We start from the raw sequence: 17,702 nt of genomic DNA on the forward strand, positions 1-17,702 counted from the left end.
TATTTTAAGACTAGTTCTCTTAATATCACTTGAATTAGCTTTTGGAATTTCTTTCAAAAGTTTAAATCTTGTGTTTTAATAATGGTTATGGTCAGGAAAAATCCAGATTTGTTAAGCCAGATAGTTAATATTGGATTTTGTATTTTAAAAATCTACCAACAAGTTAATATTTTAATGAAGAATTCTTTTACTCTTAATATTTGCAAGGGACAGAGGTTTCTTAAATTAAATACACAATTATTTTTTTACAAACTTTCTTTTTACAATACGATTCGCAAAAATTAATTCTATTATATAAATACCTGATTGTAAAGTAGATATGTCAATTTTTTTATTATTTACTTTTGCCGTTTTTATTTTTTCTCCAAGAATAGAATAAATCCTGAATTTTGTAACTGGTTCACTTGATTTAAATTGAATATAATCTTCAATAGGATTAGGATAAATATTTAAATTCAAGTATTTATTATTTGGCATAGATAAAGAAAGGCAAGCATCTATATTTGTGGGTGACTCAATACTTTCACCAGGACTTAAATCTTTTTGATTAAAGGCAGGATAGTCTTTGTCGTATTTTAAAGCTCTAAATAAAGCATTACCTTTTCCTAGGGGGTTGGTTCCTTGGCTAATAGTGCCAGTTCTAGTTACTGGATTAATATATTCCCATTTTACTTCATCATTATTATCAATTTCAAACAACCGGCCTTTAGTGCCCTCACAAATCAAGATATTGCCATTTGGTAATCGCTGTGCACTTGATAAAATAGCAGAATAAAAATTAGTAGAATCATCAGGATCAATATAACTGTAATCAATATTTAATGGCCCATAAGCCGCGTCTTGTGTATATGAATAAAAGCCAGGAGCATCTGTCATAGGGTCAATTATAAAAACCTCAGAAAAAGATGGACTTCTGTCAAATCCATTATTATAGAGAATTATTTTACCGGCATCGTTTAAGCCATTGGGAATAAAATGTGGAAAATGCTGACCAAATAATTTTTGATCTTGAGAGCCCCCTTGTTTATAGCTTTGCGGGTTGCCCCATCGATACAGCAAGTCTCCACCCTTTCCATAAATTCCTCCCGAATGAGATGCTGCTTCGCTGGTAGATGTAGAGTGATCAATAATGTAAAACTCGTTTAGAAGTCTTGAGCTAAGTACTATTTGATCTAGTGCATCGTAATACTGCATCGAATTAATATGCATCCAATTAGCATTACCTTGTGACATTCCTAAATAATTAATATCTAATAACTGTGGATTTTCTTCAACCACTCCATAGTTATCCTTATCTGCAAACAAATCTTGAATAAAGTGATCCTGAATGTTCCATTCCCAAATAATATTTCCGGTATTTGTGCCAGTTGGTTGTATTTCTATTATTTGCTCGTTATAAAGTACTGTTTCTGATAATGTATTAGGATCTCGTCCGGCTTGGATAGCATCTGCATTAGACATTACTTTAACTGCGAGTATAAGTATATTTCCATTAGGCATTGGAAAAATATCATGATGCTGCCTGACTTCATCCGAATTGTATTCATATTCCCAGATAAGAGACCCATCCCAATCAAAAAGTTCAATTCGCCCTCCAGTTCCACCAAAATCAATGGTAGGATTATCAATTTTAGCAGCTCTTAATAAATTACCGTTTTCTAATAAATAGACAGCGTTTCCAGGAGGGTATTGACTAGACCATTGGTTAATAACTTGGCCACAATTATTAATTAAATAAGTTTCGGTTTGTGCTGTAAATAGGGTGTATCCATCAAATGAGTCTGTTGTATTAGAAATAACTCCAACTGTATTTTGGGAACATATAAAGTTAACTGATAAAAAGAGTATAATTAAGTTGCAAGTTGAATTTTTTAATATTGAGATTAATGTGATCATTAAATGAATGATTTTTCTTTTTTTAAAGTTTTATGAACACCTTTTTTTATCTGCTCAAAATTTATGAGTACAAACAAAAATTATCTTCTAACTCAACCTAAATTTGCACTAATGAAATAGCCTAGTTTATTGCTTGGTAAAAGTGAAATAAAAAAATGTTTCTTCTTTAACTATAATTTTTTATCAGAATTAGTCAGCTTCAAAAATCCTAATAAAACGTAAATAAATCAATAAATATGAAATAAATTTTAAGAAAATTATTGGATTTTAATTAGTTTCAAAGCCAAAGCCAAAGCCTAAATTAAACAACTTAATAATACTTAATCTTATGAGTTGTATCCAGAAATGTTAAAAAAGAACAGAATTAACTTTAAATTATTTTTATTATTAAATTGTTTTAAAAATCTAAATTTAGTTAGATATTGCATAGGTTTATGAAAAAAGATTTTTTTTTAGTTAAAGTTTGCCTTATTCTATCTATTAGTGGGCTTGTGAACAGAGGATTTTCACAAATCAATTTTGTTAATCAAGCTGTTGATTTAGGTTTGATTTTTTCTTCTGGAGATACTCAACATGGTAACGGCGTTTCATTTTTTGATTTTGATAATGATGGTTGGGATGATTTAACCTTTACCACCGATGAAAATCAACAAATACGTTTTTTTAAAAATGTTAATGGAACTTTTGTTGAACAATTTTTTAGTATTCCAAATTTATCTTATGAAACAAAATCAGTTACTTGGGTTGATTTTGATAATGATGGAGATAAAGATATGTTTGTCACAAGCTTTACAAGTGGTAATAAACTTTTAAGAAATGATGGTGACAACGTTTTTATTGACATAACATCTAGTACAGGTTTACCAGAAATTAACATTTATACCTACGGTGCTTCTTGGGGGGATATAGATAATGATGGTTATTTGGATGTTTTTCTTTCCAGTTTTGATCCAACGAAGCAAGTGCCTAATTATTTATACAAAAATGATGGTGATGGCACATTTACTAACATTAGTTCTTCAGCGGGAATAAGTCAAGTTGGTCACCTTTCATTTTGCTCTGCATTTTTTGATTATAATAATGATGGTTGGCAGGATATTTATGTGTCCAATGATAGGGTATTTAATAAAAATATTCTTTATGAAAATAATGGAAACGGAACGTTTACCGATGTAAGTGTAGTATCAGGTACAGATACCGATATTGATGCTATGACTGTTACAATTGATGATTTTAATAGTGACGGTTGGTTTGATATATATGTTTCAGGTAGTCCAGATGATGGAAATGCATTTTTTAAAAATAATGGAGATAATACTTTTACTGATATTTCTGTTAACGCTGGAACACTAGTATATGGTTTTTGCTGGGGTGCCGTTTTTTTAGATTCAGATAATGATATGGATTTGGATTTATATGTAACTAGTTCATTAGATGGCAGCAGCGTTTATAATTCTTCTTTGTTTTTTGAAAATCAAGGTAACGAAAATTTTGTAAATTCTTCAAGCTATGGGTTTTTAGATGATACGAAAGAAAGCCATTCTAATGCTATTGGAGATATTGATAATGACGGTTTATTGGATATAATTGTTACTAATAGAGATAATAAAAATGTCGATTTATGGAAGAATAGTACCAATACAACCAATAACTGGTTAAAGATTAAACTTCAAGGGGTTGAGAGTAATATAGACGGTATTGGTTCCGTAATTGAGATTTCAACCGCAGGAGAAGTTCAATATCGATATACTTTATGTGGTGAGGGGTATTTATCCCAAAATTCTGCTTCTGAAATTTTTGGAATTGGCAATAATACGAGCGTTGACTATGTTAAGGTAAAATGGTTAAGTGGGGTAGAAGATTACTTTTATGATATTGATGCCAATCAGCACTTAACCTTAATAGAAGGAACAGGTGAGACTAATACTCAAATTTTTGGTTGCACAGACCCAGACTCTTGTAATTTTGACCCAAATGCTACAATTGATGACGGATCTTGTATAATTTTAGATAATATTTTAGTTACGGGAAATTTAGATTCCAACCCTTTAAAAGTTGAAACCTATTCAATAAGTTCTCCTGAGAAAGATGCGATTTACAGATGGAGTGTAATAAATGGACATATTATTGAAGGAGAAGATTCAAATACAATTCGTGTTAGATGGGATATTGCCTCCAGTGGGGTTATCTCGGTTATTAATGAATCTAGTAATTGTTCGGTAGAGGCGAGTGTTATTGAAATTAATTTAAGTTTACCTTCAGTAAATAATAGCAACTATTCGATTGCAAGGTTGTGGAATGAAGTTTTGCTTCATGCTATTAGAAATGATTATGCACGTCCAACAGTACATGCAAGAAATTTGTTTCATGCCAGTATGGCTATGTATGATGCTTGGGCCATCCATGATGATAATAGCGAACCCTATTTTGTTGGAAATAAATTAAATGGTTTTACATGTGCATTTGATGAGAATTATGCGTCTAAAGTTGTAGGAGATAATAAAGAGAAAGTTGAAGAAACACTTAGTTATGCATTATATACTTTGTTGAAGTTTAGGTTCCAAAATTCACCAAATAAAGAGACAACTATTGAAATGTTTGACAATTTAATGTATTTGTTGGATTATGATTTAGAATTCAATTCAATAGATTATTCAAACGGAAATCCAGCAGCACTTGGGAATTATATTGGAAGTAAGATTATTGAATATGGAATGCAGGATGGTGCTAACGAGATAGGTAGTTATGAAAATCAGTATTATCAACCTGCTAATGATCCTTTACTGCCCATTTTACCTGGTAATGAATCAATTACAGATCCGAATCGCTGGCAACCTTTGTCATTAGAAGTATATATAGATCAGAGCGGTAATGTAGTTTCTACAGATAATTCAGTTCCAGAATTTTTAAGCCCAGAATGGGGTAATACTTATTCATTTGCCTTATCGGAAGACTCACAATCTATTTTTTCTAGAAACTCAAATACTTATAGTGTATATCATGATCCTGGAGCTCCTCCTTTTATAGGGCTAGGGGATGATCAATCTTCAGATATTTATAAATGGGGTTTTTCTTTGGTGTCTGTATGGGGTTCTCACTTATCTCCAAATGATGGTGTGTTATGGGATATTTCACCTAAATCCCTCGGTAATATTTCTTCTGATTCTTTTCCTGAAAATTTTTCTAGTTACGATAGCTTTTACGATTTAATATATGGAGGTGATATTAGTATTGGTCGATCTATGAATCCAATAACTAATGAGCTATATGAATCGCAATTGGTACCACGAGGAGATTATACTAGAGTTCTTGCTGAGTTCTGGGCTGATGGTCCAGATTCTGAAACACCACCAGGGCACTGGTTTACTATTTTGAATTATGTTAACGATCAGCCAAATTTCAGCAAAAAATTTGAAGGAACGGGACCAGTTTTGGATGATTTAGAATGGGAAGTGAAATCATACTTTTCCTTAGGAGGAGCAATGCATGATGCGGCAATAGCCGCCTGGAGTATTAAAGGATGGTACGATTATATTCGACCTATTTCTGCGATTAGATATATGTCTGAGAAAGGCCAGAGTACAGATATGAGTTTAGAAAACTATCATGAAGAAGGAATTCCATTAATAGATGGATATATTGAGGTAGTTGGAGAAAATGATGACTTGGTAGGTGATGTACGAGAAAATCTAGGTAAAATAAAACTTTACACGTGGAAAGGACATGATTATATAGAAAATACTGATACCGATATCGCAGATGTTGGCTGGATTTTGGCCGAGAATTGGTGGCCATATCAAAGACCTTCCTTTGTGACTCCTCCTTTTGCAGGATATGTTTCTGGACATTCGACCTATTCAAGAGCAGCTGCTGAAGTTTTAACAAAAATTACAGGCTCTGAATATTTTCCCGGTGGAATGGGTGAGTTCGTTGCTAAAAAGAATGAATTTTTGGTTTTTGAAGAAGGACCTAGTCAAGATATTATATTACAATGGGCTACTTATAGAGATGCATCAGACCAATGTAGTCTTTCAAGGATATGGGGAGGCATACATCCGCCTATGGATGATATTCCTGGTCGTTTAATTGGTGAGCAGGTCGGGGTTGATGCTTTTAAATTAGCAAAATCTTATTTTAGTAGTTCAGCCAAAGAAGTTGGCAGTATTAAACTTTTTCCTAACCCTATAAATTCAGACCATCGAATAATTTTGACAAACTCAAAACCAAATATTACTCTAAAATTATTTGATATAAACGGTAGAAACATTCCAATAAAATATAATTTCAAAGAACTAAATAGCCAAACTCATATAGAATTTAATTCTGCTTTAAAATCTGGTATTTATATATTAAAATCAGATAATCAAATCTGGAAATTAGTAATAAATTAGCATTTTAAATTAAAATCAAGTTTTTTGCATATTCTCTTTATAGAGACTTTTAAGATTAGATCTCTAAGAGAATCGGTTTCTACAAATAAAAAGGCAGATATTAATTTTGAGTATTAAACTTAAAATGTTTTTTTATTAAACTAATAAATTCATTTACCTCTCAAATTATAAATTTCACTTAATTGATAACTGTTAGTGGTTTAAACTGTATTAAGTAGTTGGCAGTATTATGATATTCCTTATGCTTCATGCGTTATTCGTGAATATTTAAATCAACAAATGAACTAAGAATAGTTGCTTATTTATTGGGATACCTGTTAAATAATGTTCGTTATTAATCTGAAATGTAAATCAATATTTTTAATCTCTATAAACCCTACTTTTTGCTCTTGCCTTAATTTAAGGTTTTAGAACCTAAATATATTTAATCTCTTAGGTCATTTAAATTGGGATTATAAGATTATAATACACCTCTTTAAATACATATTCTAATTTTATTGAAATTGAAAATAAAAAGATCTCAGAACAAATCATGATTTGTTCTGAGATCTTAAAAATATTAATTCTGAATAAAAAACCTTTGATTGGTCGTTTATAGATTACTATTAGTAGCAGAAGGCACTAATCAGGGCATACATTCAATAGCTCCCCTTCTCTAGGACCATTTTCTTGACTATAATCACCTACACCTTCATCTAAGACTACTACACCATTTGGGTCTGTTAGTGTATAAAGGTTTTCACCTTCCCAACCACCTGCGGTATATGTAAAAGTAAATTCTGAAGTTCCCGGTGCAACAGTAATAATTTCTGTTAGACTAGATCCAGGAGGAAAATAAGTAGTTTGTACTCCATCTAAACTAACAACTATGTTACCACCATTCCATCCATCACCAAATAAATCGATCATATCTAATACCCAGTCTCCAGGAATAGGAAAAGCTATACAAACTACGGTTGCTGTGTATTCAAATGGAGAAGCAAAAAATAATTCTCCTTTAATACTATCTCCTGAAGTATCCTTATCAAATACTCTTCCATCAGTCATAATTATTACTACCTGAAAAAAGAATTGATCTCCGCCAGAAATTTGGCTAGAATCAAGGCCTAATGCTGTCATTGCTTCAGGAATAGTCATATTAAAAGTATGTTCTGGAAAACCGTTAGAGTTTGTTGGTAATGATGAAGAACTTATTGAGGTTACAAACGTAGAAGCCACGGAATCATCATCACCAGAATCAGTTGATCTGTCTTTAAATTCAACCCATAATTCTATACTTTCTACATCAGCACCAGCTTCAGGAGTAACTAATTCCCCTTGAATATTATAGACTGAATTATCGAGGTCATTTAAATTCACAGTACCACCAGCTAAAATAGATCTAAAATAAGCACCAGTTTCAATTTCATCAAAACTTAATTTATAAAAAGGGTCTTTCTCTTCTTCTTCACAAGAACTCAAGCTAAATAAGATTAAGCATGGAAGAACTAAAATGTTTATTATTTTTTTCATGATTTATTTTTTTAAAAATCTAAATTAGCATCATTCAAATCCCAAAAAACTTTAACAGTTTGATTTGGTTTTGAATCTATATTGGTATTATTATCAATAGCTACAGAAGGGTATTTAAATGTACGTATAAAAGCACCTGGAGCAGATGATTGTGTAGGTTGTATATTTAAAGGCATTCCAGTTCTTCTATAGTTATTATAAGGCTCCACACCATTACCCCAAGAAGCAATAAACGCTTGAGTCATAATTATGTTTAATTTATCCTCAGGAGTTGCAGTTGAATAAGCAGCTAAAACATCAGCTACATAATCATCAATATCAGTTTCTGTGGCAGCAAAAGAGTTATCTAACGTAGTTGCATCAAAATTAACAACTTTGTCAAAAGAAGCTCTCATGCCCTCTTCTAGCATTTCAACATCACTATCTGTGGTTCCTAATTCTAATGCAGCTTCAGCTCTCATGAAGTAAGCATAAGAAGATAACATTACTGGCTGAATACCTGCTCCTTGCATACCAGAAGTAGCACCAACAGCTGAAAAAGAGTCGTCATCAAATTTACCACCTATTGGGTATGTGCCCCATGTAGTAATTTTAATCTCATCTGATGGTAAACCTTGAGCATCACCATGTATACGACCCCAGTAACCAGAGCCAATAGAAGTACAAAAAGGATCTACACCAGGAGTGTAATGGCTTGGGTAGCTTTCGGCAAGACACGGAAGGTCAAAAATACCTTGCGCAGTTGCTGGAGGGAATTCTTCTACTTGTCTATAGAAATAGTATCGAGTTCTAGGATCATCAGTGCTTACCATTAAATTCATAAAGTACATCGACATGTATTCACCACTAGGAGTATTTTCGTAATTGTTTACATATTGAGGATGTCTTACATCTGGAGCCGTATTATTGGTTCCAAAAACTACATTGAAATCATCTGAAGCACTTTCCATTAAATCTCCATCGGCTAGTAATGCATTAATACCTGCCAAAGAAGCACTTTCATCTACATGTCTAACATTATTATAAATTCTAAGTTTAAGAGTTTTTGCCAAAGTAATCCACTTATTAGTGTTACCACCATAAAAAAGATCACTAACTGAACTTAATGATGCGGATGGTGAACTTTCTAAGTTTGCAATTGCTTCGTCTAGTAAACCAAGTGCCGTATTATATAATTCTTGATCGTCATCAACATTAGGATTAAATACTCCTGCGTCACCTTGAAGCCCTTCAGAATAAGGTACATCCCCAAAAAAGTCGACTAAAGTGGTTAATGTGTACGATTCAAGAATTTGAGCAACACCAATGTGGTGGAACAGGTCATTCTGAGATGCTAAATTTTTAAGATTTTTAACATCAATTAAAACACCTGCATATGCTTGTCTCCAGACATCATCGAAATCCCCTGGTTCAAAAGCATTTTCGTAAAGAGGACCATACATGTGTAACATTCTTACAACACGCATACCGGCTTCAAAGCCATAGCGATTGTCATCATCTTCTTCAGAAACCCATTTAGAAAAATCTAGCAAAGTTCCATTAAGTAATAGGTTAACATCAGCAGATTCTGGTGTAGCACTATTAGGATTCTCATTTACATCTAAATTTGTTGTCTCACAAGAGAGTATAACAAGAAACAATGCAAAGAATAGTATTGATATTTTATTTTTTGTATTCATAATTTTTTAATTTCTTTTTTTAGAATGAAGCTCTTACTGATATCCCATATCTTTTCGCAGTAGGGCCAGTTAATAGGTCAAAACCTCTCGAGTTCCCAACACCTTCACTACTTACTGATGGATCAAAATTTATAGAGTCAGGGAAATTAAATGCTTTAAACCACATGTTGTTCCCAGTTGCTGAAATAGTTAAGTTTCCAAAAGGCGTTTTATCAAGAACCTTTTTAGGAAAGGAATATGATAAAGATACTTCTCTTAGCCTCAAAGTTGATGCATCATATACTTTAAACTCTTCATTACCCAAGTTCTCCCAATAATGATCATTCGAAGAAATTTGAATATTATTTGGAGTACCATTAGCAAAAACGCCAGGAGCTACTACAGGAATTGTTCTGTCAAAACCTGTTTCTCCAGCTTGACCACGTATAAGTAGCGTGTTAGCCGTAGCAGAGTACATATCACCACCATGTGTATAATCCCATTGCATTGAAAATTTAAAGCCTTTATAAGAAATATTATTAATAAAAGTGCTGTTCCAATCTGGATTAGGGTCTCCAATTATACCAATCTCATCTTGAAGTAAATATAAACCATCAGTTCCAACAATAGGATTTCCGCTAGCATCTCTTTGAACTACATCTCCCATCATAGTATTAAATGGCTGTCCTTCTATTGCAAAATTCCCTAAGTTAGAAAATGGACCAGATAAAAATAAAGCACCATCCACTGGTAATTCTGTAACTGTACTTTCATAGGCATCGAAATTTAAAATTAAATCCCATCGGAAATTATCATTCTGGTAAGGCACAGCATTAATACCTATTTCAATTCCTTCAGTTTCTAAGTTACCAGCATTAATTGCTGTAACAGTGTAACCCGAAGCCGGATCTACTCTTTGATCTAAAATCTGATCTTCGGCTTCTTTCTTGTAAACACTTGCCTCAAACCCTAAACGGTTATTAAGAAGTTTAAATTCTAAACCAAGTTCTAATTCTGAAACTAATTCAGGTTTCAGGTCAGGATTCCCTAACCTATTGATACCACTATCATTTATGTTAACATTACTTCCATTAACATTTACTGGATTACCACTTCTATCTAGCCATCCTCTTGCTTGAACACCTAGAGCATTTCTTGTAACATATGGTCCAGCAAACCTCGCAGAACTACCATAGCCAAATCGAAGCTTCAAGTAATTTAGAGTATTGCTTTTAAGACTTGGAAAAGCAGAAGTTGGGATAAAAGAAACACTAGCACCAGGATAAAATAAAGAGTTGTTTCCAGATTCGTGAGTTGAAGCCCAGTCATTTCTACCTGAAACATTTAGGTATAAGTAGTTTTCATAACCAAATGTTGCAGAACCATATAAACCATATACATTTTGCTGTTCTTGATAAAGGTCTGTAGCATTTCTGTTTTCAAAATTATTCGCAAAAAATAGACCATAAATAAGTTGTCTATCGTAATTAACAGTAGACGAAGTGTATGTATTTCTTCGACTATTAAAACCGGCCGTAGCTGATAAGTTAATTTTCTCACTTAAGTCTGTATCTATATTGGTTATAAATGAATGGTCCCAAGTTTTCTCTGTAGCACGAGTTTCATAATATAATCCATTAGGAAGATTAATACCTCCTTTATTTACTTTAAAAGATGCAGTTTCGTTGTAACTATCAAGACCTGTACGCCACGTCAATGACATCCAATCTGTAAGCTTATATGTCCCTGACATAGAAAGGAAAATTCTGTCTGTGATTTCTTGGTCAATTTCATTCTCAGCGGTCCATCTTGGATTTTGTATATCATTCCCACCACGATAGTAAACACTACGGTTTTGACTATCCTTATAAGGAAGCCCCATTAAATCAACTGATCTTGGAGTATAGAAAACATTTGCAAAAACACCGGTGCCTCCCACTGAAACATTACTTGCTCCAGTACTTGAAGCATTTGGAGGACTTACTTTATCTGTATTTGTATACATCATAGATCCATTAAAAGTGAATCTGTTTGAAAGTTTTGCTGTTCCACCTATGTTAAAGTTATTTCTTCTTAACGTGTTGTTTGGTGTAAAACCTTTCTGATCTGTATTTGTGTAAGAAAGATTTATGTTTAAGTTTTCAGAAGATTTAGAAACATTTATGTTATTTACATTTGTATACCCAGTAGTAAAAAAGTCTTCTACACTATTATAGGGTCTATAAACGTAAGATGTGTTTCCAGCAAATTGTGGAAATTCATCATCAAAAGTTACTCCTCCAGCATTTTGAGCTGCTGCATAAGCGTTTCCTGAATAAACGTGTGTAGTTGTTGAATAAGGCGTAGTAAATTCCGCTCCCCAGTTACTAAAAGCTTTACCTAAGCTATTTTGCCATCCTCCACCATATCTGTTCTGATAGTCAGGAGTAGAAGAAATCTGTTCAACAAAATAAGAACTGTTAACACTTACTTCAAGTTTCTTTTGTGTTTCACCAGACCCATTTTTAGTAGTAATTAATATTACACCATTTCTACCTTGTTCACCATATAAAGTTGTAGCACTTAAACCTTTTAAGACACTAACTTCTGAAATATTATTGGGATCTAAATCTAAAAGCCTACTTGCGGAATTATTACCAGATTCAGTTGTAGAAAAAGTACTTGTTTCATTTGTTGAATTTGAAAAGGGAACCCCATCAACGATTATTAAAGGTTGATTGTCACCTGTTATACTAGAAAAACCCCTTATGGTAATATTAGTACCACTACCTGCAATACCACTTCCACCAAGGATATTTACGCCAGCTACTTGACCAGATAAAGCTCTCGCTACATCTGTTTCAGGTCTTTCAGCTACAGCTTCTCCTTTTAATGTTGAAACAGCATATCCAAGAGCTTTTTTCTCTCTTCTAATACCTTGTGCGGTTACAACTACCTCTTCAAGAGTTGTAGCATCATCCTGCATTGTAGCATTAATTGAATTTGAAGCTCCTACAGCTATTTCTTGAGTGTTATATCCAACAAAACTAAAAACAAGGACATCTCCTTGGCTTAATGTTATTGAATAATTACCATCAAAATCTGTTGACGTACCATTGGTGGTACCTTTAACTAAGACTGTTGCTCCTGGGAGAGGCATACCGTTACCGTCAGATACCGTACCAGAAACTGTCTTTTCTTGTGCAAAAGAAAATTGCACAACAAACGCTAATAGTAGCGTTAGTACACTAAACTTTGTTTTCATTTTTTGATTTGTTTGAATTAGTTCTGGCCAAAAATCTTAATAATAAGTAAATAAAACAACAAATTTGAGATAAAATTTCTCATGCTCAATAAAAAATGGTAAATAAAACAGACAATTAGAAGTTGGCGATTAAGCTAACATGCACCTTTGAATTTGAGAGCTTGAATTTTTGGTTTTCTGTTTTACCATTTGCATAATTAAACTTTAAAATACCAGCTTTAGTTAAAAGGCCAAAACCGAACCCATAACCAAAAAGTTTCTCTTTAATTTTAGTTATTTGGTTTTCAAAATATGCAACGTCTGTTATAGTGTGTATATAGATGCTGTTACTAATTTGAAATCTATATTCTGTATTAATTAATGCAAACAAAGAAGCATATAAACTATTTTCTTCAAACCCTCTAATTGAATTTATGCCTCCAAAACGCACAAGCTCATTTTCAAAATATGAGTCTGAATCCATTGACGACCCATTTATCCTAAAATAAAGACTATTGCGAATATTTAGGTTAATGATCTTAAAAGCGTCAATAAATAATTGTGTTTGCTTTTCCGAAGTATTTGTGGTTTTTCTTTTGCCAAAGCTCGTTTCAAGAAATAATGCTGCTTTTACAGGAAATAGTAAGTTATTTGGTTGTTGTGATAAAAACTCATAGGCTAAGGAATAATATGTTGCATCGTAATCACTAATTAATTGCGAGTTATTATTGGACAACAAGTTATTTGATGTAGAAGAGTTTAGGCCAGTATAAATTTTTGACTTTGAGCTAATTTGATAATGAAGCTTACCAATTTGATTAGTAGTTGTAAATGATGAGTCTCGTTTAAATATCTGCAAAGAAAGGTCTATGCCAAAGGGGGATTTGAACAAATAAGGCATAGACAAGTTCGCGTTAAACGTTTTTTGATCGTTTTCATCACTCTTATAGATAAGTCTGAAAGACTCGCCATAATTTAGATTATTGGTAAGGTTCAAATTGAGATAGCCATCAAATTCTAGATTATTAGTTTCATCATTGGTTCCAAAACCTAAGAAACCATCAAAGTTATTGCTTTTAGTTTTTTTAATATATAAATATAGATTGGTTGAGTCTTCGGTGAATAATACTTCTGGTGGTTTAATTTGATTTGCAAACCTGAGATTTTGAAGGCGTTCACTTTTTTTCTTTATTTCGGCTAGATCAAAAGTTTCATTGGGTTTAATTTTCAAGAAATATCTTAGATAAGATTTTGGGAATTTTTCATAACCTTTTATAATGATATTGTTAATCATTCTTTTTTGTGCTTCAGAGTCAACAGTAAGTTGTGCTTCTAAGTTTGAGCTATCTCTTATTTTTATATGAGATAACTTCAGCTTTGAAAAAGGAAACCCCTTTTCAGAAATTTTCGAATTAATAAAGTTTAAAGCGTTTTCAACCTCACTAAAATTTAGAACAAAATAGTCATCAAAAACTTGACTTGAAATCATTTGAATTGTTTCATCGTCTACTTGCCCTTTATTATGGTATATATATATGGTGTAATATTTTGACTTTAAATGGATTTCAGCCCCAAAAATAGAGTCGTTAATTTGTTTAAGTGTTTCTAGTTTGTTTTCAATAAAACCTTTTTTAAATAATGCGCTTTGAATAGAATCGATTTCAAATTCTATACTGTTATAATCCTTGTGGAATTTTAAGTAGTTTAAAGAGTCAATGATTTTGGTTTCGAAATCAGTTTTACCAGAAACTTTTAGGTTTAAATTTTGACAAATCAATTCCGATGAAAAAAGTGTATAAATTATAAGGACTAAAAAAGGAATTCTTTGCACGGTAAAATCTGCTCTTTGTTGCTGTAAAACTAACGGAAAATAGACACTTATAATATAGTAGATTGGGATATTTTTAAAAACTCCTAAAAATTAATGTTTTAGGGTTTGAATAATTCATTTTAATTTCTACCTTTGCAGCCCTCTAAGAAGAGGATTTTTAAATTTATATATATTATATATGCCAACAATTTCACAATTAGTAAGAACAGGAAGAGCCAAAATAACCAAGAAGAGTAAATCGGCTGCTTTAGATTCTTGTCCGCAAAGACGTGGTGTATGTACTCGTGTTTACACAACAACTCCTAAAAAACCAAACTCAGCAATGAGAAAGGTGGCAAGGGTTCGTTTAACAAACGGTAACGAGGTTAATGCATACATTGGTGGTGAAGGACATAATCTACAAGAGCACTCGATAGTATTGGTTAGAGGTGGAAGGGTAAAAGATTTGCCAGGAGTTAGATATCATATTGTGCGTGGTGCTTTGGACACAGCAGGTGTTTCAGGTAGAACACAACGTAGATCTAAGTATGGTGCTAAACGCCCTAAGAAGTAATTTAAACTTTAAGAAGAAGACATGAGAAAAAGAGCAGCAAAAAAGAGACCGCTTTTACCGGATCCACGATTTAACGATCAGTTAGTAACTCGTTTCGTTAACATGATGATGTGGGATGGCAAGAAGTCGGTGGCTTTTAAAGTATTCTACGATGCTATCGATATTGTAGATTCAAAAAAAACTGACGAAGAAAAAACAGCATTAGAGATTTGGAAAGACGCCTTATCTAACGTTATGCCTCACGTAGAAGTACGTAGTCGTAGAGTTGGTGGTGCAACATTTCAAATTCCAATGCAAATCCGTCCAGACCGTAAAGTTTCTACAGCAATGAAATGGCTAATTGGCTATTCTCGTAAAAGGAACGAAAAATCTATGGCTAACCGTCTAGCAGCAGAAATCTTAGCCGCAGCTAAAGAAGAAGGAGCAGCTGTTAAGAAAAGAGTTGATACTCATAAGATGGCAGAAGCAAACAAAGCATTCTCTCACTTTAGATTTTAATAGGAAATGGCTAGAGATTTAAAATATACAAGAAACATAGGTATTGCTGCGCATATTGATGCAGGAAAAACTACTACAACAGAACGTATTCTTTATTATACAGGTGTATCTCACAAAATTGGAGAAGTACATGATGGTGCTGCTACAATGGACTGGATGGAGCAAGAGCAAGAAAGAGGTATTACAATTACTTCTGCTGCAACAACTTGTACATGGAAGTTCCCAATCGAAAATGGGGAGCCTACACCAGAAACAAAAGGATATCACTTTAATATAATTGACACACCAGGTCACGTTGATTTTACCGTAGAGGTAAATCGTTCATTACGTGTACTTGATGGATTAGTATTCTTATTTAGTGCAGTTGATGGTGTTGAGCCACAATCTGAAACTAACTGGAGATTAGCAGATAACTACAAAGTGCCTCGTATCGGTTTCGTTAATAAAATGGACCGTCAAGGATCTAACTTTTTAGGTGTTTGTCAACAAGTAAAAGATATGTTGAAATCTAACGCGGTGCCAATCGTTTTAAACATTGGTGACGAAATAGATTTTAAAGGTATTATCGATTTAGTTAAAAACAGAGCTATTGTATGGCATGATGAAACTCAAGGGGCAACTTTTGATGTTATTGAAATTCCAGAAGAGCTTAAAGAGGAAGCTAGAAAATATAGAGCATTACTTATTGAAGAAGTTGCAACTTACGATGAAAACCTTTTAGAAAAATTCATGGAAGATGAAGATTCTATTACTGAAGACGAAGTGCATGCTGCACTTAGAGCTGCTGTAATGGATATGGCTATTATTCCAATGATTTGTGGTTCTGCATTTAAAAATAAAGGTGTGCAATTCTTATTAGATGCTGTATGTCGTTATTTGCCTTCTCCAACTGATAGAGATAACATTGTAGGAACTAACCCAGATACTGGTGCAGATGAAATTCGTAAGCCAGATGCAAAAGATCCTTTTGCTGCATTAGCATTTAAAATTGCTACCGATCCGTTTGTAGGTCGTTTAGCATTCTTTAGAGCGTATTCTGGTCGTTTAGATGCTGGTTCTTATATCTTGAATAACCGTTCAGGTAAAAAAGAACGTATCTCTCGTATTTATCAAATGCACTCTAATAAACAAAATGCTATCGATTATATCGAGGCAGGAGATATCGGAGCAGCAGTAGGATTTAAAGACATCAAGACTGGTGATACTATGTCTGATGAAAAACATCCTATCGTTTTAGAATCTATGGACTTCCCAGATCCAGTAATTGGTATCGCGGTTGAGCCAAAAACTAAAGCTGATGTTGATAAGTTAGGTATGTCTTTAGCAAAATTAGCTGAAGAAGATCCAACATTTACAGCAAGAACAGATGAAGCTTCAGGACAGACTATTATTTCTGGAATGGGTGAGCTTCACTTAGATATTATTGTTGACCGTCTTAAGCGTGAGTTTAAGGTTGAAGTAAATCAAGGTCAACCGCAGGTTGAGTACAAAGAGGCTATTACACAAGCTGCTGATCATAGAGAGGTTTATAAGAAGCAATCTGGTGGTCGTGGTAAGTTTGCTGATATTGTATTTACTATTGAACCAGCTGATGAAGGTGTAACTGGACTTCAGTTTGAATCTATAATCAAAGGTGGTAACGTTCCCAAAGAATTTATCCCTTCAATTGAAAAAGGATTTAAAATGGCAATGGTTAATGGACCTTTAGCAGGTTACGAAGTTGATTCTATGAAAGTAACATTAAAAGATGGGTCTTACCATGATGTGGATTCTGATCAGTTATCTTTCGAATTGGCCGCTAAACTTGGATTTAAAAATTCTGCAAAAGCTGCAAAAGCAGTAATTATGGAACCAATCATGAAACTTGAGGTAATTACTCCTGAAGAAAACATGGGTGACATTGTTGGAGATTTAAATAGAAGAAGAGGACAAGTAAGTGACATGGGAGATAGAGCTGGTGCAAAAACTGTAAAAGCTACTGTACCATTATCTGAAATGTTTGGTTATGTTACTACTTTAAGAACATTATCATCAGGACGTGCGACATCAACAATGGAATTTTCACACTATGCCGAAACTCCTTCTAACATATCTGAGGAAGTAATTAAAGCAGCTAAAGGCGTTGAAGCTTAAAATTTAA

General features: G+C 33.2%; 9 protein-coding genes. 4 read left to right on the forward strand and 5 right to left on the reverse strand.

What is annotated here, in order from left to right; genetic code table 11:
* Window positions 1–237: 237 nt before the first annotated feature.
* Window positions 238–1,896 (reverse strand): aryl-sulfate sulfotransferase, encoded by a 1,659-nt coding sequence (locus tag FEF17_RS08625; RefSeq protein WP_139001932.1) that lies wholly within the window; start codon window positions 1,894–1,896, stop codon window positions 238–240.
* 434 nt (window positions 1,897–2,330) lie between these two features.
* On the opposite strand from FEF17_RS08625, the gene FEF17_RS08630 reads away from it, so the two are divergent.
* A complete protein-coding gene (locus tag FEF17_RS08630; protein ID WP_139001933.1) occupies window positions 2,331–6,287 on the forward strand; it encodes an FG-GAP-like repeat-containing protein in 3,957 nt (1,318 codons plus the stop codon).
* A gap of 621 nt (window positions 6,288–6,908) precedes the next feature.
* On the opposite strand, the gene FEF17_RS08635 is transcribed toward FEF17_RS08630, so the two are convergent.
* From FEF17_RS08635 to FEF17_RS08650, 4 genes are all read right to left on the reverse strand, one after another.
* Complete coding sequence (locus tag FEF17_RS08635) at window positions 6,909–7,799, reverse strand: hypothetical protein (protein WP_139001934.1); 891 nt, start codon at window positions 7,797–7,799, stop codon at window positions 6,909–6,911.
* 11 nt (window positions 7,800–7,810) lie between these two features.
* Complete coding sequence (locus FEF17_RS08640) at window positions 7,811–9,478, reverse strand: SusD/RagB family nutrient-binding outer membrane lipoprotein (protein WP_139001935.1); 1,668 nt, start codon at window positions 9,476–9,478, stop codon at window positions 7,811–7,813.
* A gap of 19 nt (window positions 9,479–9,497) precedes the next feature.
* Entirely contained in the window at window positions 9,498–12,701 is a 3,204-nt protein-coding gene (locus FEF17_RS08645; RefSeq protein WP_139001936.1) for a SusC/RagA family TonB-linked outer membrane protein, read from the reverse strand.
* A 115-nt stretch (window positions 12,702–12,816) separates the two neighbouring features.
* A complete protein-coding gene (locus FEF17_RS08650) occupies window positions 12,817–14,511 on the reverse strand; it encodes a POTRA domain-containing protein (RefSeq protein ID WP_139001937.1) in 1,695 nt (564 codons plus the stop codon).
* Window positions 14,512–14,689: 178 nt separating this feature from the next.
* Between FEF17_RS08650 and rpsL the strand changes: the two genes are divergently transcribed.
* From rpsL to fusA, 3 genes are read left to right on the forward strand one after another with little or no spacing between them, the layout of a single operon-like run.
* Entirely contained in the window at window positions 14,690–15,064 is a 375-nt protein-coding gene (gene rpsL, locus FEF17_RS08655; RefSeq protein WP_102756994.1) for a 30S ribosomal protein S12, read from the forward strand.
* Between the two features lie 21 nt (window positions 15,065–15,085).
* Window positions 15,086–15,562, forward strand: coding sequence for a 30S ribosomal protein S7 (rpsG, locus tag FEF17_RS08660; protein WP_139001938.1), 477 nt, complete (start codon window positions 15,086–15,088; stop codon window positions 15,560–15,562).
* A 6-nt stretch (window positions 15,563–15,568) separates the two neighbouring features.
* Entirely contained in the window at window positions 15,569–17,695 is a 2,127-nt protein-coding gene (gene fusA / locus FEF17_RS08665) for an elongation factor G (RefSeq protein WP_139001939.1), read from the forward strand.
* Window positions 17,696–17,702 lie beyond the last annotated feature (7 nt).

Origin of the sequence: Hyunsoonleella aestuarii (assembly GCF_006148925.1) — a bacterium.
Taxonomy (GTDB): domain Bacteria; phylum Bacteroidota; class Bacteroidia; order Flavobacteriales; family Flavobacteriaceae; genus Algibacter_D; species Algibacter_D aestuarii.

Coding starts and splice junctions, on each gene's coding strand:
- FEF17_RS08625 (WP_139001932.1), bottom strand. CDS start 1,896: ATGATCACATTAATCTCAATATTAAAAAATTCAACTTGCAACTTAATT.
- FEF17_RS08630 (WP_139001933.1), top strand. CDS start 2,331: ATGAAAAAAGATTTTTTTTTAGTTAAAGTTTGCCTTATTCTATCTATT.
- FEF17_RS08635 (WP_139001934.1), bottom strand. CDS start 7,799: ATGAAAAAAATAATAAACATTTTAGTTCTTCCATGCTTAATCTTATTT.
- FEF17_RS08640 (WP_139001935.1), bottom strand. CDS start 9,478: ATGAATACAAAAAATAAAATATCAATACTATTCTTTGCATTGTTTCTT.
- FEF17_RS08645 (WP_139001936.1), bottom strand. CDS start 12,701: ATGAAAACAAAGTTTAGTGTACTAACGCTACTATTAGCGTTTGTTGTG.
- rpsL (WP_102756994.1), top strand. CDS start 14,690: ATGCCAACAATTTCACAATTAGTAAGAACAGGAAGAGCCAAAATAACC.
- rpsG (WP_139001938.1), top strand. CDS start 15,086: ATGAGAAAAAGAGCAGCAAAAAAGAGACCGCTTTTACCGGATCCACGA.
- fusA (WP_139001939.1), top strand. CDS start 15,569: ATGGCTAGAGATTTAAAATATACAAGAAACATAGGTATTGCTGCGCAT.